The 21,488-nt window shown below is 67.5% G+C and carries 21 protein-coding genes; 12 read left to right on the top strand and 9 right to left on the bottom strand.

What is annotated here, in order from left to right:
- Positions 1-2 precede the first annotated feature (2 nt).
- The gene (locus LG306_RS16705; RefSeq protein WP_224762238.1) at positions 3-1,208 is read left to right on the top strand and encodes a bifunctional alpha/beta hydrolase/OsmC family protein; all 1,206 of its coding nucleotides are present in this window, start codon (positions 3-5) and stop codon (positions 1,206-1,208) included.
- 56 nt (positions 1,209-1,264) lie between these two features.
- Here LG306_RS16705 and LG306_RS16700 read toward each other — a convergent pair whose 3' ends face one another.
- Both LG306_RS16700 and LG306_RS16695 read right to left on the bottom strand, forming a co-directional pair.
- Positions 1,265-1,735 (bottom strand): DUF411 domain-containing protein, encoded by a 471-nt coding sequence (locus LG306_RS16700; protein WP_184273149.1) that lies wholly within the window; start codon positions 1,733-1,735, stop codon positions 1,265-1,267.
- A gap of 9 nt (positions 1,736-1,744) precedes the next feature.
- The gene (locus LG306_RS16695) at positions 1,745-2,020 is read right to left on the bottom strand and encodes a metal-sensing transcriptional repressor (protein ID WP_184273152.1); all 276 of its coding nucleotides are present in this window, start codon (positions 2,018-2,020) and stop codon (positions 1,745-1,747) included.
- Between the two features lie 67 nt (positions 2,021-2,087).
- Here LG306_RS16695 and LG306_RS16690 point away from each other — a divergent pair, with 67 nt between their 5' ends.
- Entirely contained in the window at positions 2,088-3,416 is a 1,329-nt protein-coding gene (locus LG306_RS16690) for an MFS transporter (protein ID WP_184273155.1), read from the top strand.
- A gap of 193 nt (positions 3,417-3,609) precedes the next feature.
- Entirely contained in the window at positions 3,610-4,029 is a 420-nt protein-coding gene (locus LG306_RS16685; protein ID WP_184273158.1) for a MerC domain-containing protein, read from the top strand.
- 160 nt (positions 4,030-4,189) lie between these two features.
- Here the strand turns inward: LG306_RS16685 and LG306_RS16680 are convergent, their stop codons facing one another.
- The 5 genes from LG306_RS16680 to LG306_RS16660 form a co-directional block, all read right to left on the bottom strand.
- Complete coding sequence (locus LG306_RS16680) at positions 4,190-4,858, bottom strand: transmembrane anchor protein (RefSeq protein WP_184273162.1); 669 nt, start codon at positions 4,856-4,858, stop codon at positions 4,190-4,192.
- 14 nt (positions 4,859-4,872) lie between these two features.
- Positions 4,873-5,604 carry a HupE/UreJ family protein gene (locus LG306_RS16675; protein ID WP_191558759.1) on the bottom strand — a complete coding sequence of 244 codons (732 nt, stop codon included), beginning with the start codon at positions 5,602-5,604 and terminating at the stop codon, positions 4,873-4,875.
- 111 nt (positions 5,605-5,715) lie between these two features.
- The gene (locus LG306_RS16670) at positions 5,716-8,901 is read right to left on the bottom strand and encodes an efflux RND transporter permease subunit (RefSeq protein WP_184273168.1); all 3,186 of its coding nucleotides are present in this window, start codon (positions 8,899-8,901) and stop codon (positions 5,716-5,718) included.
- A 14-nt stretch (positions 8,902-8,915) separates the two neighbouring features.
- Complete coding sequence (locus tag LG306_RS16665) at positions 8,916-10,175, bottom strand: efflux RND transporter periplasmic adaptor subunit (protein ID WP_184273171.1); 1,260 nt, start codon at positions 10,173-10,175, stop codon at positions 8,916-8,918.
- Positions 10,172-11,491: a TolC family protein gene (locus LG306_RS16660; protein ID WP_184273174.1), complete on the bottom strand. Its 1,320-nt coding sequence runs from the start codon at positions 11,489-11,491 to the stop codon at positions 10,172-10,174. The genes LG306_RS16665 and LG306_RS16660 overlap by 4 nt, the downstream gene beginning before the upstream one ends.
- A 172-nt stretch (positions 11,492-11,663) precedes the next feature.
- Here LG306_RS16660 and LG306_RS16655 point away from each other — a divergent pair, with 172 nt between their 5' ends.
- Positions 11,664-12,005: a hypothetical protein gene (locus tag LG306_RS16655; protein ID WP_184273177.1), complete on the top strand. Its 342-nt coding sequence runs from the start codon at positions 11,664-11,666 to the stop codon at positions 12,003-12,005.
- Between the two features lie 62 nt (positions 12,006-12,067).
- On the opposite strand, the gene LG306_RS16650 is transcribed toward LG306_RS16655, so the two are convergent.
- Positions 12,068-12,490 carry a thermonuclease family protein gene (locus LG306_RS16650; protein WP_224762236.1) on the bottom strand — a complete coding sequence of 141 codons (423 nt, stop codon included), beginning with the start codon at positions 12,488-12,490 and terminating at the stop codon, positions 12,068-12,070.
- Positions 12,491-12,605: 115 nt separating this feature from the next.
- Here LG306_RS16650 and radC point away from each other — a divergent pair, with 115 nt between their 5' ends.
- From radC to LG306_RS16610, 8 genes are all read left to right on the top strand, one after another.
- Positions 12,606-13,289, top strand: a complete 684-nt coding sequence (gene radC / locus LG306_RS16645) for a DNA repair protein RadC (RefSeq protein WP_184273179.1) — start codon at positions 12,606-12,608, stop codon at positions 13,287-13,289.
- A 7-nt stretch (positions 13,290-13,296) separates the two neighbouring features.
- Positions 13,297-14,181, top strand: a complete 885-nt coding sequence (locus tag LG306_RS16640) for a toprim domain-containing protein (RefSeq protein WP_184273181.1) — start codon at positions 13,297-13,299, stop codon at positions 14,179-14,181.
- Between the two features lie 72 nt (positions 14,182-14,253).
- On the top strand, positions 14,254-16,440 hold the full coding sequence (locus LG306_RS16635) for a ParB/RepB/Spo0J family partition protein (RefSeq protein WP_404419836.1): 2,187 nt from the start codon (positions 14,254-14,256) through the stop codon (positions 16,438-16,440).
- Positions 16,441-16,562: 122 nt separating this feature from the next.
- Complete coding sequence (locus LG306_RS16630; RefSeq protein ID WP_184273185.1) at positions 16,563-16,934, top strand: hypothetical protein; 372 nt, start codon at positions 16,563-16,565, stop codon at positions 16,932-16,934.
- A gap of 34 nt (positions 16,935-16,968) precedes the next feature.
- Positions 16,969-17,376: a single-stranded DNA-binding protein gene (locus LG306_RS16625; protein ID WP_184273188.1), complete on the top strand. Its 408-nt coding sequence runs from the start codon at positions 16,969-16,971 to the stop codon at positions 17,374-17,376.
- A 135-nt stretch (positions 17,377-17,511) separates the two neighbouring features.
- Positions 17,512-17,991 carry a GcrA family cell cycle regulator gene (locus LG306_RS16620; protein ID WP_184273191.1) on the top strand — a complete coding sequence of 160 codons (480 nt, stop codon included), beginning with the start codon at positions 17,512-17,514 and terminating at the stop codon, positions 17,989-17,991.
- 295 nt (positions 17,992-18,286) lie between these two features.
- Positions 18,287-18,511: a hypothetical protein gene (locus LG306_RS16615; protein ID WP_404419833.1), complete on the top strand. Its 225-nt coding sequence runs from the start codon at positions 18,287-18,289 to the stop codon at positions 18,509-18,511.
- Between the two features lie 9 nt (positions 18,512-18,520).
- Positions 18,521-19,893 (top strand): IS3 family transposase gene (locus LG306_RS16610; protein ID WP_095046155.1). Its coding sequence is split into 2 segments (ribosomal slippage): positions 18,521-18,878 and positions 18,878-19,893, totalling 1,374 coding nucleotides; the frame shifts between segments, so codons are not numbered across the junction.
- 289 nt (positions 19,894-20,182) lie between these two features.
- On the opposite strand, the gene LG306_RS16605 is transcribed toward LG306_RS16610, so the two are convergent.
- The gene (locus LG306_RS16605; RefSeq protein ID WP_191559113.1) at positions 20,183-21,481 is read right to left on the bottom strand and encodes a hypothetical protein; all 1,299 of its coding nucleotides are present in this window, start codon (positions 21,479-21,481) and stop codon (positions 20,183-20,185) included.
- Between the last annotated feature and the right edge of the window lie 7 nt (positions 21,482-21,488).

Below are 21,488 nucleotides of genomic sequence, written 5' to 3'. Positions count from 1 at the left end.
GAATGAGCGGAGACAAGGAGTTCGAGTTCGGACTGGGGGACGGGCGCAGGATCGTCGGCGTGATCGAGCGGCCGCAGGCGACGCTGCGAGGCTGGGCCATCGTCGCGCATTGCTTCAGCTGTGGTCAGGACGGTCTGGCCGCGGTGCGGCTGTCTCGGGCGCTGGCGCGAAGCGGGGTAGGCGTCCTGCGTTTCGACTTCGCCGGGGCGGGTGATCGGGACGGCCAGGTCGCTGACGCGAGCTTCGCCGCCGACGTGCAGGATCTGATCGCGGCCAGCGGAGCCATGGAAGCGGCCGGCATGACGCCGAATCTTCTGGTCGGTCACAGCCTGGGCGGCCTGGCGGTGCTGGCCGCCGCCGAACATCTGCCCCAGGTGCGGGCCATCGCCACCATAGGGGCGCCCGCCGACGCGGCCCATGTACTGACCCATGTGTCAGAAGAGGATCTGAAGCGGATCGAAAGCGAAGGGGAGGCCGAGGTGACGCTCGGCGGTCGACCGTACCGGATCGGCCAGAGCTTCGTCGACGACGTCAGGACCCGCTCGCCTCTGGATGCCGTCAGCCGTCTGAAACGCGCGCTGCTGGTGATGCATGCGCCGCTGGACGAGGTCGTCAGCATCGACAACGCTTCCGCCATCTTCGTGGCGGCCAGACATCCCAAGAGCTTCATTTCCCTGGACGACGCCGATCACCTGCTCACCCGCCAGACGGACGCCGACTATGTCGCCGGCGTCATCGCCTGCTGGGCGTCGCGCTACCTTCCGGCGCTCGAGCCCGACCTGACGGGAGACGAGGGCGACTTGGCTGGCGTCCTCGTCGAGGAGACGGGCGGCGGCGCCTATCAGACCCGGGTTCGCGCCGGGCCTCATGCCTTCCTCGCCGACGAACCGGTGAGCCTGGGCGGCCTGGGCAGTGGTCCATCGCCGTTCGAACTCGTGTCGGCGGGTCTGGGCGCCTGCAGTGTGATGACCATGCGTATGTACGCCGCCCGGAAGGGATGGCCGCTGAAACGGGCCGCCGTTCGCGTCGTGCACTCGAAACGGCGGGACCAGACGCCGGCCGACGTCTTCAAACGCGCCATCACCCTTGAAGGCGCGCTGGACGAGACGCAGCGCGCCCGGTTGCTGGAGATGGCGGACCGCTGCCCTGTCGATCTGATGCTCGTCCGGGGCGCGGAGGTTGAGACCGAACTGCTCCCCGCCGCCTGAACGGTTTCGGCCGGGTGTGCGCCGAGTGCCGGTCGCCCGGCCACACCCGCCGAAAGTCACCCCCCGTTATGACGGCCGTACACCCGGGTCCGACCATCGGCGAGCAACAGCAGGGAGACGTAGGGCTCACGTCCGGCGGATTCCATCCCGGGCGAGCCGGCGGGCATGCCGGGAACCACCAGGGCGCGCCCAGCGGGCGCCTCCCTGATCAGCCGATCGATATCGGCGGCCGGCACATGACCCTCGATGGCGTAGCGGCCGACGACGCCGGTATGGCAGGAGGCGAGCCTGTCCGGCACCCCGTGGCGCGCCCGGACGGGGGCGAGGTCCTCGACATCGATGACACGGGCCGTCCAGCCGGCCTGGCGCAGATGACCGACCCAAAGGCCGCAGCAACCGCACCAGGGCGTCTTGTAGACCGTGATGTTTCGTCGCGTCTGGGCCATCGCTCCGGATCCGACGACGACGCCACAAAGCACCAGCCCGCCAGACAGAATGCTGCGACGGCTGGGGGAGGGTGAAAACATGCCGATCCTTCACAGATACTTGGTGATGTCGCGAAATTCGGCCAAGGCGGCCCGCGACTGTTCAGGCGCGCCCGCCGCAGCCTGCGCCAGGCAATGATCCACATGGTCATGGATCAGGGTCCTCTTGGCCGCTGCGACCGCCTTCTCGATGGCCTGAAGCTGCTGGGCGAGGTCGAGGCAGGCCCGGCCGTCCTCCATCATCTGGACGACGGACCGCAGATGGCCCTCGGCGCGCTTGAGGCGCTTGATGACTTCCGGATGCGAAGCATGAGAGATGTGTGCCATGAGTTTGACCTATCCCCCTGGTGGGGATAGGTCAAATGGCGAAAACGCCCGCATTGGAAGGTCCGTGATGTTCTCGCCCCTGAGGAACGCCGCCTATCGCCGCCTGTTCATCGCCCAGGTGGCGGCCTTGCTGGGGACCGGCATGGCGACCGTGGCCCTGGGGCTGCTGGCGCATGATCTGGCAGGCGCCAGCGCCGGTGAAATCCTCGGCGTGGCCTTGGCGATCAAGATGATCGCCTATGTCGGCGCGGCGCCCTTCGCCAGCGCCCTGGCGTCGAGACTGCCGCGCAAGACCCTGCTGGTTTCGCTGGACGTGATGCGGGCCGGCGTCGCGGCCTCGCTGCCCTTCGTCTCCGAGGCTTGGCAGGTCTACGGGCTGATGACCGTCCTCTATGTCGCCTCGGCGGCCTTCACCCCGGCTTTTCAGGCCATGATCCCCGACCTGCTGGAGGATGAGGGCGAGTACACCAAGGCCCTGTCCCTGTCCCGGCTGGCGGCCGATCTGGAAAGCGTCGCCAGCCCCGTGCTGGCGGCGGTGCTGTTGGCCGTCATCAGCTATCACAACCTCTTCGTCGGGACGGCGCTGGGCTTCATCCTGTCGGCGGGCTTCGTCGTAACGGCGGTCTTGCCCAAGTTGTCGGCGTCGCAGAGCCTGCCGTTCCTGCGTCGTCTGACCGGGGGCGTGAAGCTGTTCGCCCTGACGCCGCGCCTGCGCGGCTTGCTGGCGATCAGCCTGGCGACGGCGGCGGGCGGCGCCATGGTCTTCGTCAACACCGTGGTCCTGGTGCAGTCGAACTTCGGCCTGTCGCAGCAGGCGACTGCCTGGGCCCTGGCGGCGTTCGGCGGCGGGTCGATGACGGCGGCCGTGTTTCTGCCGAAGACGTTGGAGCGGGTGACGGACCGCAGCGCCATGGTGTCGGGCGCGGTCCTGATGACGGCGGTGCTGATCGCAGGGGCCCTGTTCGCCCGCAGCTATCCGATGCTGATCGGTCTGTGGATCGTCATGGGCTTTGGCTACTCCCTGACCATCACCCCTGCGGGTCGCGCCCTGCGTCGATCATCGACGGCGATCGAGCGACCGGCCCTGTTCGCCGCCCAGTTCGCCCTGTCGCACGTCTGTTGGTTGATCGCCTATCCGGTCGCGGGGCTGGTGTCGGCCGAAGCCGATCCTCAGGCGGCCTTCGTCGTTCTGGCGGGACTTTGCGGTCTCGGCGCCTTGCTGGCGCTCGTCCTCTGGCCTGCGCATGATCCGCTGAACCTGGTGCACGATCACCTCGATATGGAGCCGGATCACGCGCACCTGGACGAGGGAATGCGCCCCGATGCGGCAGGCGTAGCGCACGCCCACCCTGTAATGATTGATGACAATCACCGCCGGTGGCCGAAGCGGCGGTGAGGCGATGCGCCTGGAAATTGGACGGCCGCTTGACCGAATGTGATGTTATCCTATAACATTTTATGGAGTCTTTCTGTCCGAGGTTTTCATGCGCGCCGCTTTCCGCCTCATGGCTTCGTCCCGCAAGGACATAGCGCCGCTGCCGGGTCGTAACCTGCGTCTCGGCATGGCCTATCAAATCTAAGTGCGACGGATGATTCAGGCCGCTGCAAGCCAAGGCGCAAAGGGCAGATCGGGCGACGGAAGGGCTGGCGACATCCTGGCCATGCTTCTGTCTCTGGTCTGCTTCCTTCATTGTCTGGCGGCGACGATCGCCGTTGGCGCGCTTTCGCTCTCTGGAGCCTGGGTGGAAACGGAAGCGCTGCATTGGGGGTTGGCCTTCGCCGCCACGGGCCTGTCAGCTTGGACCTTGTTTCGTCAGGTCAGGCATGACTGTTCGTGGACGGTGAGGGCACTGGCGATGGCTGGCGCGGGCTTCCTGTTTCTGGGAGCCGCCGAGGTTCCGAGCCCTTTGTGGGGAACCGTCATCACTGTGACAGGAGGCGCTGTATTGATCCTCGCGCACGGCCTGAACTGGCGCTCCCGCCAAAGAGCTGCTTGCTGCGCGCGCTGAGGCGCGATCAGGTCACGAGTTAAGTGCGATGACTGTCGCCGACCAACCGAAGGCCTAGGCAGGCGATCTGGGACGCTTCCGCGTGAGGTCCTTGTTAACCTGCACGTTCAGGCCTGGCTTCGCCGCCGCCTGATCGGGTGGCGGCGAAGAGGGACTAGGCCTACACGACCCGCTTGATCTCCGTATAGGCGCCCTCGGTCTTGAGGGTGATGGTCACGGGCTGGCCGGTGCGGTTGCGCCAGAACCAGCCGTGGCTGCCGGTGAAAGCTGCTGTCAGGACACCTTCTTCACGAGGGGACGAACCCTTGCCATAGGCATGATAGGAAACACCGGGCCGGTCAGCATGGGTGTCGAAATTGATCTTCCCGCCGCTGCTCGTCCAGGTAAACCGCGCGGTGGCGCCTTCCTCCATGACCAGTTTGATCTCGGCGCCCTGGTCGGGTTGCAGCGTCAGGATCGTTTCGTCGGTGCGCACGGCGCCGGGCGCGACGACCGTCGGAGCCGCAGGGGGAGCGGCGTTCGGCCCGGACGTCTGCGCCTGTGCGATGGCGGGCGCGGAAGCGGCGGCCGAGGCTGCGGGGGCAGCATCCACGGCGGCTGCGTCGGCCGCAGCGTCCGCTTCGGCTTCCTTGGCGAGTTGCTGCTTGATGCGGCCCATTTCGGTCAGGCCGAACACCGAGCCGATGCGGGTGGGATCGACGCCGTATTCGGCGGGCAGAACGACCGTGATCAGGAGCGCCGAGGCTGTGACGGCGGCGACGCCGGTCGACTTCAACAGGTGGCCCGTGGACGGCAGGTCGGCTTTGGATGGGCGGTTTGCGTTGTACATGAGGGTGTCTCCGGTCACATGACGAAGAAGCCGACGAGCTGATAGCCCGTCAGAATGAAGCCGAGCGTCATCAGCACGACGTTGGTGAGGTAGGCGTGCTTCCAGAAGCCGTCCGTGCGGCGCCAGAAGCCCATCAGGATGAGGATGCCGCCCAGGGCGAGCAGTTGGCCCAGCTCGACGCCGATGTTGAAGGCGATCAGGTTGCCGATCAGTCCCTCGGAGGAAAGCTGGAAGTCCTGCAGCTTGGTGGCGAGACCAAAGCCGTGGAACAGGCCGAAGATCATCGTGGCCGCCTTGGTGGAGGGCTGGAAGCCGAACCACCTCCGGTAGGCCCCCATGTTGTCCAGGGCCTTGTAGACGACCGACAGGCCGATGATGGCGTCGACCAGATAGCTGGAGACGCTGATGTTCGTCAGGACGCCCAGCAGCAAGGTCGATGAGTGGCCGATGGCGAACAGCGTCACATAGATGCCGATGTCCTTCATCCGGTAGAGGAAGAAGATGACGCCGAACAGGAAGAGCAGGTGGTCGTAGCCGGTGACCATGTGCTTGGCCCCCAGGTAGACGAAGGGCCAGAACAGGAAACCCGAGGTCTCCTGGATATAGCCCTTGTCGCCTTCGGCGACGCCGTGGGCGAGGACCTGGCTCAGTAGGCCCTCAAGGAAGAGGAAGCCGACCACGAGGACCGCCAGGGTCCAGGGTGATCGAAGCCACGACAGACGGTCGCGGCAGGGTGCGGAAGTCATGGGCATCCTTGCGATGGGAGTGAAGGTGCGACGTCCGCCGTCATCTGCGGATGTCGGTGATGCGTTGAGGCGCTGACGAGCGGCCGCCCCGGAACGGGGCGGCCGACCGCTTCAGAGCCCGCGGCGGCGACGGAAGGGGAGGTGGTCCAGCCAGGCGGGCCTGGGCCGATCGCCCGGGGCGTCGCGTCCGTGGACCAGGCTGTAGAGAGCCGGGAGCACGAGCAGGGTCAGGATGGTCGAAGAGACGATCCCGCCGATGACCACGGTGGCCAGCGGACGCTGGACCTCCGCCCCGGCGCCGACGTTGACCGCCATGGGGACGAAGCCGAGGCTGGCGACCAGGGCGGTCATCAGCACCGGGCGCAGGCGCGTCAGCGCCCCTTCCCGGATGGCCTGGCCCACGGGCCTGCCCTCTTCGATCAGACCCCGGATGAAACTGACCATGACGACGCCGTTCAGCACGGCCACGCCCGACAGGGCGATGAAGCCGACGCCGGCCGAGATCGACAACGGCAGCCCCCGCAGCGCCAGCGCCGCCACCCCGCCGGTCAGCGCCAGGGGCACGCCGGAGAAGACGATGGCGCTATCCCGCCAGGAGCGGAACAGGGCGAACAGCAGGCCGAAGATCAGCAGCAAGACCGCCGGAACGACCAACTGCAACCGCTTGGCCGCCGAGATCAGTTGCTCGAAGGTCCCGCCGTAGGAGACCCAGTAGCCGGCGGGCAGGTCGACTTCCTGATCCACCCGCTCTCGCACCTCGCCAACGAAGGAGCCGAGGTCGCGATTGCGGACGTTGGCCGTCACGACGATGCGACGCTTTCCGTCTTCGCGACTGATCTGGTTCGGGCCGGTCTCCAGCGTGATCGTCGCGATCTCGCTGAGCGGCACGAAGCCTCGCGGCTGACCGTTTGCACCCGGAAGCGGCGCCTGAAGGCGGCCGATGGCGGCGGTGTTGCGGCGCAGGTCTTCCGGCAGGCGCACGACAATGTCGAAGCGTCGGTCGCCCTCGAAGATCTGCCCCGCCGTCGCCCCGCCCATCGAGGTGGAGATGACTGACTGAACATCGGCGATGCTCAGACCCAGGCGCGCGATGGCGTCCCGGTTCGGGGTGATCTGCAGCATGGGCAGGCCGGTGACCTGCTCGGACTGCGGATCGGCGGCGCCGGGTACGGCGCCGACGATTTCCTCGATCTGGGAGCCGAGTTGCACGAGTTGATCCAGGTCGTCGCCATGGACCTTGATGGCGACGTCGGCCCGGACGCCGGACAGCAGTTCGTTGAACCGCATCTGGATGGGCTGGGTGAACTCGTATTTGCTGCCCGGCACAGCGTTCACCGCCTCTTCCATCTCGCGAACGAGTTGGAGTTTCGGTTTGCGGGGATCGGGCCAGTCCTTGCGGTCCTTCAGCAGGATGAAGGTGTCCGCGACCGAAGGCGGCACAGGGTCGGTGGCGACCGCCGCCGTGCCGATCTTGGCCACGACCCGTTCGACCTCCGGGAACTTCGCCAGACGGGCTTCGAGAGCGGTCTGCATCTCGATGGCCTGGGTCAGGCTGGTGCCCGGAATGCGCAGGGCGTGCATGGCGATGTCGCCTTCGTCCAGGTTCGGCACGAACTCCGACCCCATGCGTGAGGCGATCAGGGCCGCGCCCACGACAAGGGCCACGGCCACGGCGACCATGGCGATGCGCATCCTCAGGGCGAAGTCGAGCGCCGGTTGATAGCCGGTGCGCGCCCAGCGCATCAGGAAACTGTCCTTCTCCTGCACCTTGCCGGTGACGAACATCGCCACCGCCGCCGGCACGAAGGTCAGGGACAGCACCAGGGCGGCGGTCAGGGCGATGACCACGGTGATGGCCATGGGATGGAAGGTTTTGCCCTCGACCCCGTCCAGGGCGAAGATCGGCACATAGACCAGGGTGATGATCAGGACGCCGAACAGGGACGGCCGGATCACTTCACTGGACGCGCGCGCCGCCAGGGAGAAGCGCTCGTCACGGGTCAGCAGACGCCCCTGCCGATGTTGGGCCTCGGCGAAGCGCCGCAGGCAGTTCTCGACGATGATGACGGCGCCGTCGACGATCAGGCCGAAGTCCAGCGCGCCCAGGCTCATCAGATTGCCCGACACCCCGGTTCGCACCATGCCGGTGATGGTCATCATCATGGTGATGGGGATGACCGCCGCCGTGATCAGGGCCGCGCGGAAGTTCCCCAGCAACAGGAACAGCACCACGATCACGAGCAGGGCGCCCTCAAGCAGGTTCTTCTCGACCGTCCTGATGGCCCGCTCGACCAGGTCGGTGCGGTCATAGACGGGCGATGCGACCACGCCATCCGGCAGGGCCTTGGCTGCTTCCTCCAGTCGGGCCGCCGCCGCCTGGGCGACGACACGGCTGTTCTCACCGGCCAGCATCAGGACGGTCGCCAGGACCGTCTCCTTGCCGTTTTCCGTCGCCGCGCCTGTGCGAAGTTGTTCGCCTAGGCCGACTTCGGCGACTTCGGCGATCCGGACAGGAACGCCGCCGCGCGTGGTGATGACGATGTTGGACAGATCCTGCGCCGTCGAGGCCTGACCCGGCACGCGGATCAGCCATTGCTCGCCGTAGCGTTCGACATAGCCGGCGCCGACATTGGCGTTGTTGCGCTCCAGCGCCGAAACGACCTCGTCCATGGTGACGCCGAAGGCGGCGAGCCGTTCAGGACGGGGCGTGACGTGGTACTGGCGCTCGTAGCCGCCGATGGTGTTGACCTCGGTGACGCCGGGCGTGTTGCGCATCTGCGGACGGATGACCCAGTCCTGCAGGGTGCGAAGATCCTCAGGCGAGTAAGGCGCACCATCGGCCTTGCGGGCGCCCGGCCTGGCCTCGATCGTGTACATGAAGATTTCGCCCAGACCCGTGGCGATCGGCCCCAGTTCAGGCGACAGGCCTGACGGAAGCTGGCCGCGCGCGGTCTGAAGCCGCTCGTTGACCAGTTGCCGCGCCCTGTAGATGTCGGTCCCGTCTTCGAACACGACCGTCACCTGGCTCAGGCCGTAGCGCGAGACGGACCGGGTGTAGGACAGGCCCGGCACGCCGGCGACGGCGTTTTCGACCGGGAAGGTGATGCGTTGTTCGGCCTCAAGCGGCGAATAGCCGGGCGCCTCCGTATTGATCTGGATCTGGACGTTGGTGATGTCGGGCGTGGCGTCGATCGGCAGCTTCTGGAAACTCCAGACGCCGATGACGGCCGCCACGAGGACGAGCGCCAGCACGACCCAGCGATGCCGGATCGACAGGCTGATGATGCGTTCAAGCATGGTGACGCATCCCCCTAGTGGTCGTGGCTCGCGCCGGACTTGTCGATGTCCGCGCGAATGAGGAAGGCGCCGTCGACGACATAGGTCGCGCCGGGCTCGATGCCGCCCAGAACCTCGGTCCATTCTTCGGTGCGACGGCCCAGGTCGAGCATGCGCACCTCATAGGTGTCGCCGACCTTGGCGTAGACCACAGTGAAGTCGCGGAACGGCTGCAGCGCCTTGGTGCGCACCGCCAGCGGCGCCTCGCCCTGGCCGACCTGGACCAGACCCGAAACCCCGAGGCCGGGCCGCCAGACACCGCCCTGGTAGGGCAATTCGACATGGGCCACGAGGGTCTGGCTGAGCACGTCGTCGGCCGGCAGGATCGCCTTGATGACGCCGCTGGCCGTATGCTCGCCCGCCTGGCTCTTGATCTCGACCCTTTGCCCAACGCGCACGCGCTCTGCGTCGCGTGGATAGAGGACGAACTCGGCATGAAGGCGGGTCGGGTCGCCGATCGTCAGCATGGGGGCGCCGCCGCCGGTGATGGAGCCGGGGTTGACGGTCTTGGCGGTAATCACGCCCGAGATGGGCGCGGTGACCGAATAGGTCTGGAGGCTTTCACTCGACTCCACGCGGGCGACGACCTGCCCGCGCGAGACGCGTTGACCCAGTTCAACGGTCATCGACATGACCCGGCCCGGATAGCGGGCGTGGACCTCGGCCTGGCCTTCCGGCGTGATCTCGACGCGGCCGCTGAGCGGCAGGCTCTCGCCGAGAACGGCGGGGCCGACCTGCTGGGTGGTGACGCCGCCGGCCTGGGCCGCATCGGCGCTGATGACCGTCCGGCCCTCATAGGACGGATAGGTCCAGGCCGAGCGCTTGCCCGCACGAACGGCGCTGACCGCGACGTCGAACGAGTGAGGCTCAGACACGACGCCCGGACTGGCCAGATAGTCGTTCTCGGGCGTGAAGACGAAGCGATCCACCTTCGGCCCCAGGCGGGTCAGAGCGATGTTCGCTTGCACCTGTCTGGGATCGAACGGCTTGTCGTTGAGGTAGGGATAGAGGCGGAACAATGGTTCCGGCCCTTCCTCATAGATGGTCACCTCGATGGCGAAGTCGCCGTCGCGAAGCAGGCGGCCGTTGTGCGGTCCGCGTTCGTAATCGGCGGCGGCCGCCGCTTCGCCTTCGGGTTTGGCGGCCTTGTCGCCGCCGCCGCAGGCGGCCAGCGTCAGGGCGACGGCGGCCAGGACGCAGCCGAGCGCAGTCGCGGAAGTGCGTGACGTCTTCATGGTTGTGTCTCCAGGCCGAGCAGGTCGGCGTGCGCGCCGGTCAGGCGGTCGAGCCGCGCGCGGTCGTTGTGGAAGGTCTGCAGCACCGCGGCACGACGGGCCTTGGCCTGCAACAAGGCCGCATGGGCGCTCATCACGTCGTTGTAGGTGAAGCCGCCGCGCGCGAAGCCCTCGCGGACCAGGACGACGGCGCGTTCAGCCTGAGGCTGGGTTTCTTCGGCGATTCGCCGCGCTTCATTGGCGCGGGCCAGAAGCTGCACCTGAAGGCGGGCGATTTCCCGCTCGCGCTCAAGGCGCAGGGCGTTTTGATCGGCCCGTGCCGCCAGTCCATCGGCGCGGGCGCGATCGATGGCGCCTTGGTTGCGGTCATATCGCTGCAGCGGCATGGACCCGCCGAAGACCAGAGCCGCCTCATTGTCCCAGATATGCCGAACGCCGATGCTGACCGTGGGGTCAGGCACAGCGCGCGCCTGCTCCAGGCGAACCTGGGCGTCGGCGATGGCCTGACGGGCGCGGAAGGCTTCAAGGTCCGCTTGCGCCACCGCCCCTGCGGCGACCCACGCGGCGCTCGTGTCGTCAAAGTCGGAGGAGCCCATGCGGAAGTCGGCGACGCCGTCCCAGAACTTGGCCAGGACGATGCGGGCGACGCGAACGGCGATCTCTGCCTGATCGAAGTCGATCTGGGCCTGGGCCAGTTCGGCCTCGGCGCGCGCCCCTGCGAACAACGGATCACGGGCCGCGTTCACGCGACGCTGGACTTCCCTCTGGAAGCCTTCAGCAAGCGAAAGCCGCTCCCGCGCGATATCCAACTGGGCTTCGGCCGCCATGGCGTCGACCCAGGCGCGCTGCACCAGTTCGAGGCGATCCAGTTGCGCGATCTGGGCCTGGGCCGTGATCAGCAGGCCTTCGCTTTGCGCCAGGCCGGTGCGGGCGGATCGATCGCCGCCCCTCTCCAGCTTCTGTTCATAGGTCAGCGTGGTTTCTGTTCGCCCCAGAATGTCGCCTCCGCCCAGGGTGGGCAGGTTTTCGACCATCAGACCCAGGGTCGGATTGGGACGAAGGCCGGCCTGGCGAACCCCGGCCTCGACGCCGCGCAGGCGCGCGTCGAGACCCGGTCGCGCCGGATCGGCGGCGACGGCGCGCCGCAGCGCGCCTTCAAGGGTGAGCGCCGGACCAGAGGCGGCTTCAGCAGAAGCCGGCGACTGGGCGAGCGCGATGGCGGGCGGCGGCCAGGCCGCCGCCAGGGCGAGCGCGAGGGCGGATACGGCCGCGCCTCGCCCTCGCCATCCGGCAACGCCGGATTGGGAAGGTTTCAAGGGATGTCTCCAACAGGACGCGCACGGCCGCAAGGCCGCGCAGGATCAGCTTTTCAGGCGATCAGGCGTTCTGTCTGGGGGGCTGGAGCGGCGCGTCGAGAACAGCGCCGGGCGGCAAGGCGTCGCGCGCCGGGCCAAGGTCAATGGGCTTATACAGTTGGCTGGCGGCGGGATGGACCGGCGCGGCCAGGGCGACATGAATATCGCCGCCATTGTGGTGATGATGAGTGAAGGGCGTCCCGCCGCTGTCGACGGCCATGTCGATCGACATGGCCTGATCGGAGACAGGGCCGTCATCGGCCGTCTCATGGGCGTGTCCATGGTCATGATGGTGATCATGATCATGGGCCAGATCGGCCGCGTCCTCATAGGAGACGCCGGGGAATTGAAGGCCGTGCTCGATACGATGCTGGCTGTTCACCACGCCATGCATCTGCACCGCGACCATTACGGTTACGCCGAGGCAGACGCAGAGGAGGCGGAGCAGGCGTGGCAAATCGAAATTCTCCGATAGATTCCCGTTACGGTGAAAGCCTCGTCAATGCAACGGCGTGGATGTCGCGATTTCTGCAAGGCCTATCGCCCGCCTTCGCGACCGCCATCGGCCCTTAGCAGGTCGCCCAGGCCGCGACCGTTCAGGCGGCAGCGGGCGATGACGCGATCATGGACGATCACGCGGCCGTTTCGTCCCCTGACCGCCGTGCATGCGACGGGACGGTCGAGGGCAAGGCGGATCAGTCTGCGCCTCGCCTCCTGTCCGGCGCGGCTGCCCAGTTCCGGCGCGTTGAAATCCGCCAGCCTCACCTCGATCCAGGTCGCCGGGTCCGAAGATCGCCCGACGCAAAGGCCGTCGCCGTCGCCGACATATCGGACCGATCCCGAGAAGGTCGCGCCGGCGCGCGAGGGCAGGGGCGCCTCGCACGGGTCGGCCAGCGCCGTGGTCGGCGCCAGGAGGAAGCAGGCCAGAATCAAGCTGGCGGGGATCACGAACCTGAGCATGGCCGAAGGGTGATCTGATCCGCTCCGAGCGCCAAGCCTGCGGGGCGTCGATCGGAAAGGAAGGGCGGAGGCGGGCGCCTTCCCGGAGGAGGCGGACAGCAGCGAGGACTTCGCCATGCGGCCTGCGCCCAGGTTTGAAATCGTTCCGCCAGGCGTGCGCCTAGCGGACGCCTATGGCCCGCCGCTCGATGGAATGGCGGAGGGAGATCTGCTCGCCCTTTGGCTACGCCGGCGCGGCGCCGCCAGGGACGCCCGCCTCGCGGCCGGACGCCTGCTCGAACGGTTCGGGGGCCTGGCGGCGATCGTCGCGGCGGACGCGCCGGAACTGGCGCGCACGCCGGGGGTGGACGCCGCCTTCGTCGCCGACCTCAAGGTGCTGCGTGAGCTCTGCGTGCGGCTGGTTCGGTCCGAAGTGGGGGAGCGGCCCCGGATCTCTTCCTGGACGGCGCTTCTGGCCTATGTCCGGGTCGCCCTGGCTCATGAACCGCGAGAACAATTCCGGGCCCTCTTCCTGGACAAGCGCAACGCCCTGCTGCGCGACGAGTTCGTCGCCCATGGAACCGTGGATCATGCGCCCGTCTATCCCCGCGAGGTCCTTCGCCGGGCGCTCGAGATCTCCGCTTCCGCCCTGATCCTGGTCCATAATCATCCGTCCGGCGATCCGACGCCGTCCCGCGCCGACATCGACATGACGCGCAGACTGGTCGAGGCCGCGAAGGTCTTTGACCTGGAGGTCCATGATCACCTGGTCGTCGGGCGCGAGGCGACCGCCAGCTTCAGATCCCTCGGATTGATGTGAGGCCGGGATGAGCCTTCACCCCATTGTCGCCGCCCTTGGGGGCGAGCTTCGCCACGGCGGCCTGGGCGCGAGCGTGCCGGCCCCGGGCCATAGCGCGGCCGACCGTTCGGTTTCCCTCATGCTCGACGGTGACCGGGTGGTGATCCATGGCTTCGGCGCCGCCGATTGGCGTAGCGTTCGCGACCATCTTCTGAGCCTGGGGCTGATCGACGCCAGAGGGCGCCTGACGGGCGCATCGCTGCGGACGGCGGAGGGGCCGGTCGCAGCGATCCGACCTGCGGCCCATGTCCGCATCGCCGCCGCTCAAGCGCTCTGGTCGGAGGCCCTGCCGCTCGCGAAGGGCGATCTCTGCTTCCGCTATTTCCGGAGCCGAGGCCTCCGCCTCGAAGCGCCGCCCCATGATCTTCGACGCCATCCAGCGACGCCGGTTTCGGTGTTTCGCTCGGCCGGCCCGACCTGTCCGGCCCTGATCGCAGCGATCCGGGCGCCCGACGGCGTTATCGGCGCCGTGGAGATCGCCTATCTTGATCCGGACGGACGTCCCGCCGGTCGGCTCAGGCTCCAGCGCAAGACGGTGGGCGTCCTGCCGCGGGGCTCGGCCGTGCGCCTCTGCGCGGCGGCCCCGACCTTGCTGGTGGCCGAGGGGGTTGCGACCGCCCTGTCCGCTATGGCCCGTTTTCGCCTGCCAGGCTGGGCCCTTCTGTCTGCAGGAAACCTGGCGGCCTGGACTGCGCCAACCGAAGTCTGCCGCGTCCTTATCGCCGCGGATCGCGGCCCGGCCGGCGAAGACGCGGCCTCCCGGCTTCGCACCCGACTCGAGGCGGCGGGGCTGGGGGCCGCTGTCCGCTTACCGCCGCCTGGGGCGGGGGACTGGAACGACGCAGCGACCTGAAAGGGGGAGGAAGGGCGTGGAGGAGCGCCGGAACGGTCGGGATGGACCTGGCCGACCGGCTGGAGAAGTCTCATGTCCTGTTCCCGATCTTCAGCCGCTGCAGCGGCGCCTTGCGGCCCTGCCGCCGAGCCCTCGCGCATTCCTCTGGTCGTCCGACTGGGCGACCTTGAGGAAGCGCCGGAAAACCTTCGCTACGGCGAAGCCCCGGACGACGACATCCCGCAACTGGCCGAAACCGTGGCCGCCGCGGGCCTGCTGCAATATCCGACCGTCCGGCCGGGCCGTCGCGGCGAGGCGGCCCATATGGTGCTGGACGGACGTCGGCGCCTTCTGGCCCTGCGCCTCCTGCGTGACGCAGGGCGCATCGACGACGACCATCCTGTCGAGGTCTTCGTCGAGACGGACAGGGCGCGGCAGGCTGCGGCCGTGGTCCTGACCAATACGGCTGTGCCGGTCCACATCGCCGATGTGATCGCCGCCATGGGCCGCATGCTGAAGGCTCGGCTGACGATCACGGCGATCGCACGCGCACTCGGCTATGGCGAGACCGAGATCCGCCGTCTGTCGGCCCTGTCGGCCTTGCCTTCGGTCGCCCTCGAGGCCCTGAAGAGCGGTCGCATCACCCTGCGCCAGGCCCGCCTCCTGGCGCGGCTGAAGGACGGCGAGGAACAGGCGGCCCTGGCCCGGGCGGCGATGGACGGCTGCGGCCTGCAGGAATGGCGCATCCAGGAGCTGCTCGGCGAAGGCCGTATCACGACCCGCGATCCCCGTTGCGGTCTGGTCACGCCGGAACTCTACGCCGCCGAGGGCGGTCGGACGGAGGCGGACCTGTTCGGCGAGCTGCCGCCGGTCCTGCTGGATCCCGACCGTTTGACCCGGGCCTGGCTGAAACGGGGCCGGCTGCTCGCCGATATCTTCGAGGCGGAAGGCCTGACCGTACGGCTATGCCCGGGAGAGAAGGAGGCGGAGCTGCCGGACGACATGGAGAGGCTCTGCTACGCCTACGGCGGCCTCTCCGAAACGGCGACGGTCGTCTATCGCGAAACCCGGGACCGGGCCCAGGCGGCCGCTGACGTCGTCGAGGCCGCCCTGGCCGGCGAGGCGCTCCCGTCCGGCGAAGGGCGCCTTTCCGACCAGGAGACCCTGGGCCTGGTGGAGGCCCTGATCCGGGCGCGGATCGCCCAGGACCAGGCCGGCGCCGGCCGGCGTCTCGCTGTTCTGATCGTCCTGAGGCCTTCGCTCCGCTCCGGCGTGGAGATCGAGTGCTTCGCGCCTTTAGAGGCCGTCGGCGACGGGGCGCTGGACGGGGCGGACGGGGCCGACGAGGAGGGCGCCGAGGAGGAAAGATCCTCCCTGGCCCCGTCACGCTCGACCTATGTCCCGCCCCAGGCCGAGGCGCCCATGCCCGAGACGCAGGGCGTCAGCCATGTCCTGCACGCCGTGCGGACGGACACGGCGACGCGGGGTCTGATCCGGGCTCTGGCCGAAAAGCCTTCGGTCGCCCTGACCGTCCTGATCGCCCGGCTCTTCGCCAGCCTGGCTGTCTGGCCGCCGGTGTCGCGCGGCGAGGCCGCCCTGGCGATCTCGGCCTCGGCCTTCGCTCCGGCGAGCGGAAGGGTCATCGCAGGGCTCGACGGGATCGTGCGCGAACAGCTGGACGAGCGGCGACGCGCCTGGGAGGCCTCCGGCCTGACCGTGATCGCCTGGGTTCACGCCCTCCAGACGGAGGATCGGTTCGGTCTCATGGCCGAACTGACCGCTTTGAGCCTGGACCTGCATGAGCCCCGCACGGGCCATGTGCGACGGGCGGCCCGTGCGGAGGCGGCCGAGATCGCCGTCCTGTGCGACGCCGACCTTTCGCGCTGGTGGACGCCGGACGGGGCCTATCTGCGGCCGCACTCGCGCGAACAGCTGCTGTCCATGCTCGAGGGCATGGGGGCGGAGACCGAAGCGCCGGCGCGGATGCGGAAGGGCGACCTGGTCGCCTGGACCGAGGAGCAGGCGGCGGCCCGGCGCTGGACGCCCGCCTGCCTGTCCTGGGCGGGCGAGGCCGAGAGCGAGGCCGACGGCGCTTTTGAACCGGCCGATGCGGCGACATCAACGTATGAAGACGCGGACGCGGCCGGCGACGGGTCCGGCGAGCCTTCGTCCGGGGCTGCGGATGGCGAAGAGATCGACGGCGCTGATGAAGCCTCGGGCCGGGGCGTCTTCATCGTCACGCCTAAGGGAGAGGCGGCCCTGCGCGGCGCGGCGGCGTAACCGCAAGGGCGGTTTCGTCGGCGGTGTTCGGCGGAGCCGCCTGCGGGCGGAAGCGGAGGGAAGAAGAGGGTGAGGCGATCCGGGAAGAAGGTTTCCGGGCCTCTCGATCAAGGAGACTGAGAATGCAGACCATGGTGTTCACCGGCCGCCTGGCGGCCGATCCCCAGATCAGCCCGGACTTCGCCAAGGCGGTGTTCCGGTTGCTTGAGAAACGCGGCGTGGGCCTCGACGGCAAGGACAGGATCGTCGGCGTCAACTGTGTCAGCTGGTCGAAAGGCCTCAATGAGAAGGTCATCGCCCGGGCCCTGGCCAGGGGCTGCGAGGCGGTCGTCGTCGGCGCCTTCGTCGACACCGCCTATACGGCGCGGGACGGGACCGAGCGGGCGGCCAAGGAGCTGGTCGTCAATCGGTTGACGGTCCTCGACTGGGCGGTCGACCGGGAGGCGGATGCGTCGCCGGCGGCTGAGATCGATGACGAACAGGCCGCGGCCTGAACCCTCTAACCTCATTCATTCCCGGAGACTGATCATGCAAACCCTTGTCATTGAAGGCTATCTGGCCGCTGACCCGTCCATTCTTTTGGCCCAGGGATCGGGGCGCAAGCGCGCCAGCTTCCGCGTGCTGGAGACCACGCGCTATCGCCGTTCCGACGGCGAGGCAGGCGAGCGGACGACCGGCTTCAACTGCGTCTGCTTCAATGAAAACACGACCGAGAACTACATCGCCCCCTATGCCCGCAAGGGCAGCCGGGTGGTGATCCAGGGTCATGTCGAGAATGACAGCTGGACCGGGAAGGATGGTGTCGAACACTACGACCTGAGGGTGGTTGTGGCGGACATGCGTCTGAAGAACCGGCGAAATCGCGATGATGCGACGGAGCCGGCGGCGGGCGCGGCCCAGGGCCCGGCGATCCTGGACGACGACATTCCATTCTGACGTCCGGCGGCCGGTCCGGTCCAGGCTTGTCGAAGCGGCTCGAGGCCCGGCGCCGAGGCGTCGGGCCTTTGGTCTGAAAGGCGAAGGAAGGGCGGGGACGGGCGGGTCGATCGGACCCGTGACCGGAGAACCGTCATGTCCGCATCCGTCTGGACCGTTGAACGAATACGCCGGCTGATCGCCCTGTGGGGCGAAGGCCGGACCGCCGCCGCCATCGCCGACCGGCTTGGGCCCGAGATTTCGCGCTGCGCCGTCCTGGGCAAGGTCCATCGTCTTGGCCTGGTCCGGGCGGCGCCTGCCCGTCCGCCTTCGCGACCGCGCGGCGCTTCAGCTTTTCCTAAGCGGCGGTTTCAACAGGTCGCGCCGTCGCGTCCGGCGTCTCAAGTTTCATCGCCTGCGGCGCCGGAACGGCCGGAGGCCACCGTCCTGTCCGTGAGACGAGGTCAGTGCCGCTGGCCCTACGGGACGCCCGGATCTGTCGATTTCGGTCTTTGCGGCCATGCGGTCGCGCGCGGCGCCTTCTGCGCCGCCCATGCCGCGATCGGTTATCAGACCCGACCGATGAGCGCAGAGGGGCTGATGCGGCTGGCTGGCTTCGGTCATGATCCGTCCTGACGACCTGCGGGACGGCGGCCCTCGGGCCGTCGTCACTTGCGGGCCTGTGGACCGTCCGCCGTCGCTCTCGGCGCGAGGCGCCGAAAAGCGTCCTCGTCCGAAGGGGGACGAGGACATGCCCCCACACAACGCCCTCCGATCCTGTCACGTCACCCCGGCCGTCAACGGCTTCGCCGTTTCCCTGCGCGGCCCGCGAGAGGCGGTCCGCTCCGGTGACCGCTGGGGACCCCGACGTGGCCAGGAGCGGGGTCGTTGCGCATGGGGCGCTTCGACATTTCAGAACTGGAATGATCCGATGCGCAGCATCCAAACTCTCTCCGCCTTCGCCTTTTCGTCAAAGTCCGATTCCGCCTTCGACGACCTGACCGCATCGCTCGGCGACGGTCGCCCGCACCCGGCCGAAGAAGCCCTGTTCCAGCTCGGGCGCGCCCTTATGACCGAGCTGTTCGGCGTCAGCGCCTTTGGCACAGATCTGGGGTTGCGGATAATGGAGGGATTGGGTCTCGTCGCAGTGACGTAAGGAACGCAGATGAGACCCAATCCCTCCAGCCCAAAATTGGCTGCCAAGCCCACCAAGAAGCCCGCCGAGGTGGTGGTGAAAGATATTCGCCGTGCCACACGCCGGCATTTCTCGGCCGAGGATAAAATCCGCATCGTGCTCGAAGGCCTGCGCGGCGAGGAGAGCATCGCTGAACTGTGCCGCCGCGAAGGCATCGCCCAGAGCGTGTATTATTCCTGGTCAAAAGAATTCCTTGAGGCTGGCAAACGCCGTCTGGCCGGGGACACGGCCCGTGCCGCCACCAGTGACGAGGTCAAGGATCTGCGCCGTGAAGCACTGGCTCTCAAGGAATGCGTGGCCGACCTGACGCTCGAGAACCGCCTGCTTAAAAAAAGCATGATCGCGGATGGGGGCGACCAAGAATGAGGTATCCCGCCGCAGAAAAGCTCGAGATCATCCGCCTCGTCGAGCAATCCCATCTGCCCACCCGACAGACGCTGGAGAAACTGGGCATCCCACGCCGCACCTTTGCCCGCTGGTATGCCCGCTACCTTGATGGTGGGCCTGAGGCGCTGGAAGACCGCCCCTCGGCGCCAAGCCGGGTATGGAACCGGCTGCCCGAGAATGTGCGCAAACAGATCATCGACATGGCGCTGGAGGAAAGCGAACTCTCGCCCCGCGAGTTGGCCACCAAATTTACCGATGAGAAGCAGTACTTTGTCTGCGAGGCCACGGTTTATCGCCTGCTCAAGGCACAGGATCTGATCGCCAGCCCAGCCTATATCGTCATCAAGGCCCGCGACGAGTTCCACACCAAGACGATGCGACCAAACGAGATGTGGCAGACCGACTTCACCTATTTCAAGCTGATCGGTTGGGGCTGGGTTTACCTCTCAACCGTGCTCGACGACTATTCCCGCTACATCATCTCGTGGAAGCTGTGCACCACCATGACGGCGGGCGATGTCACCGACACGCTGGACTTGGCGCTGGCCGCATCAGGTTGTGACAGCGCCACCGTGCTGCACATGCCGCGCCTGCTCTCGGACAATGGCCCGAGCTATGTCGCGGGCGAACTGGCCGCCTATATCGAGGCCCAGTCCATGAGCCACGTGCGCGGCGCCCCCTTTCACCCCCAGACACAGGGCAAGATCGAGCGCTGGCACCAGACCTTGAAAAACCGCATCCTACTGGAGAATTATTACCTGCCCGGCGATCTCGAAGCCCAGATCGAAGCCTTCATCGAGCACTACAACCACCAGCGCTATCACGAAAGCCTGGGCAATGTGACGCCCGCAGATGCCTACTTTGGCCGCGATCGGCAGATCCACGCCCAGCGCGCCGCCATCAAGAAACAGACCATCGAACATCGCCGCTTGCAGCACCGCAAGCTCGCCGCCTAAAAGCCAACCCCTGACGAGGCCCGCTCTCCGTTAACGCCACGCCAAACCTGCGCCAAATGTTTCGACGACGGACACCCATGGAAGCAGCGGCGCGCGCGGAGGTCGGAACCGGTGACTTCGACGCTGCTTTGGAGAGCGCCCGAAAAGCCTCTACCGAACGCGGTCAGGAGGAATCGGCGGCGCGGTGCGCCCAGATCAAGGCCGAGGCGGCGAAACCGTCGTATGACACCTCACCTTTGGTCAAGCGGGCGCAAGACCTGTTGCTCCAGAACTGTCGGAACGCAGGCTACTAACCCGTCCGCAGCCCTAGCCGCCGATCGCCGCGGGCCGCCGTATGGAAGTCCGGGAGCAAACCCACCTCGATCACGCCGGGGCGGTCACCGAGTAGGCCAGCAAGGCGAGCCTGGCGCTGGTCGTTGAAGTCCCAACCGGCGCTGCAGGGCGCGATCGGCGAGACCCATCTGGCCCCAGCCTCGATCCAGGCCGCGCTGGCCAGCACTGCGCAGAGCATTGCCCGCATGTCCGCATCGAGGACCTCTTCGACGGCCTCATCGTCCTGACCATTGGTGCGGATCTTGATTGGCGTCATGTCGCGATCCAGACAGATCATAGGACTGCCCCACGGGGCCTCGGCGGGCTCGGGCCATGTGAAAGCCGGGAGGAGGGGGTTTCGCTGCAAATTCCGCAGATCATGGCGGCCCCGGCTGTCTGGCTGCAGGCCACCCTGCAGAGCATCGAGATCGAGAGCGGCGACGGCCCGGACAGGAATACCGATCTCACACGCGGCGGAGAGCGTGGTCTCGATTCCTTCGCCGCAGACGAGGGGCCCCTTGGACGTGGGCGGCGTGAGCCAGACGCCACCGGGATGAACAACGCCGTGGTCGTCCATCCGCCCGGGCGGCCCCCATTTGCGACGCTGGGGGTCCAGGTGAGTTTTGGTTTTGCCGTCTGCAGACAGGTAGGTCGCGTGGACGCCGCCCGTGGGGCCGAACGGCGTCATAAGCAGTCCGATCATCGCTGGGGCGGTCACCGGGTTGGCGATCGGGCCGGAATGATAGGCGGCTGGATGATATCGGACTTGCTTCAGCGCCTCGGCAAGAGGCCGGCCGGATATGCCGCGACCCCGGAGGTAGGTCTCGACAGGTGTGCCGGCGGCGGGGAGGGCGTCTCGCCACAACGAAAGGGCCATCGCGGCCTTCCAGAGGCGGGTCCGTTCGTTATCCGCATCGGCCTGGCGCGCCAGCGCCTCGCGTTCGGCCCGCGCCTTCTTGACGTCGATGCTGGCTGGATCTTCACCGACGATCCGGATCGCGGCGTCCCTGAGAGTTTGGTCAAGCCGGGAATGCAGACGGTGTTCAAGGTCGACGGCGTCGCCGCCACGAACATCGCAGCCCCAGCATTTCCATGTCTTCTTGACGGGGTCGACGGAGAACGCGCCGCCATCCTTACGCTTAGGCGACGCCTTGCAGAGCGGACAGGACCCCCGCAGCCGATGGCCGGAGCGGTATAGCTTCACGCCAGCGATCGCCTCCATGTCTGCGACAAGGAGGGCGAGCTCGAATAGGTCCTGTCCGCCGTTGCTGGCCACGGGCGGC

This window comes from Brevundimonas vesicularis (assembly GCF_044807075.1).
In the GTDB taxonomy this organism is placed as follows: Bacteria; Pseudomonadota; Alphaproteobacteria; order Caulobacterales; family Caulobacteraceae; genus Brevundimonas; species Brevundimonas vesicularis_G.
Note: the sequence above shows the minus strand (reverse complement) of the source record. Positions and strands in the feature narration are given on the sequence as shown.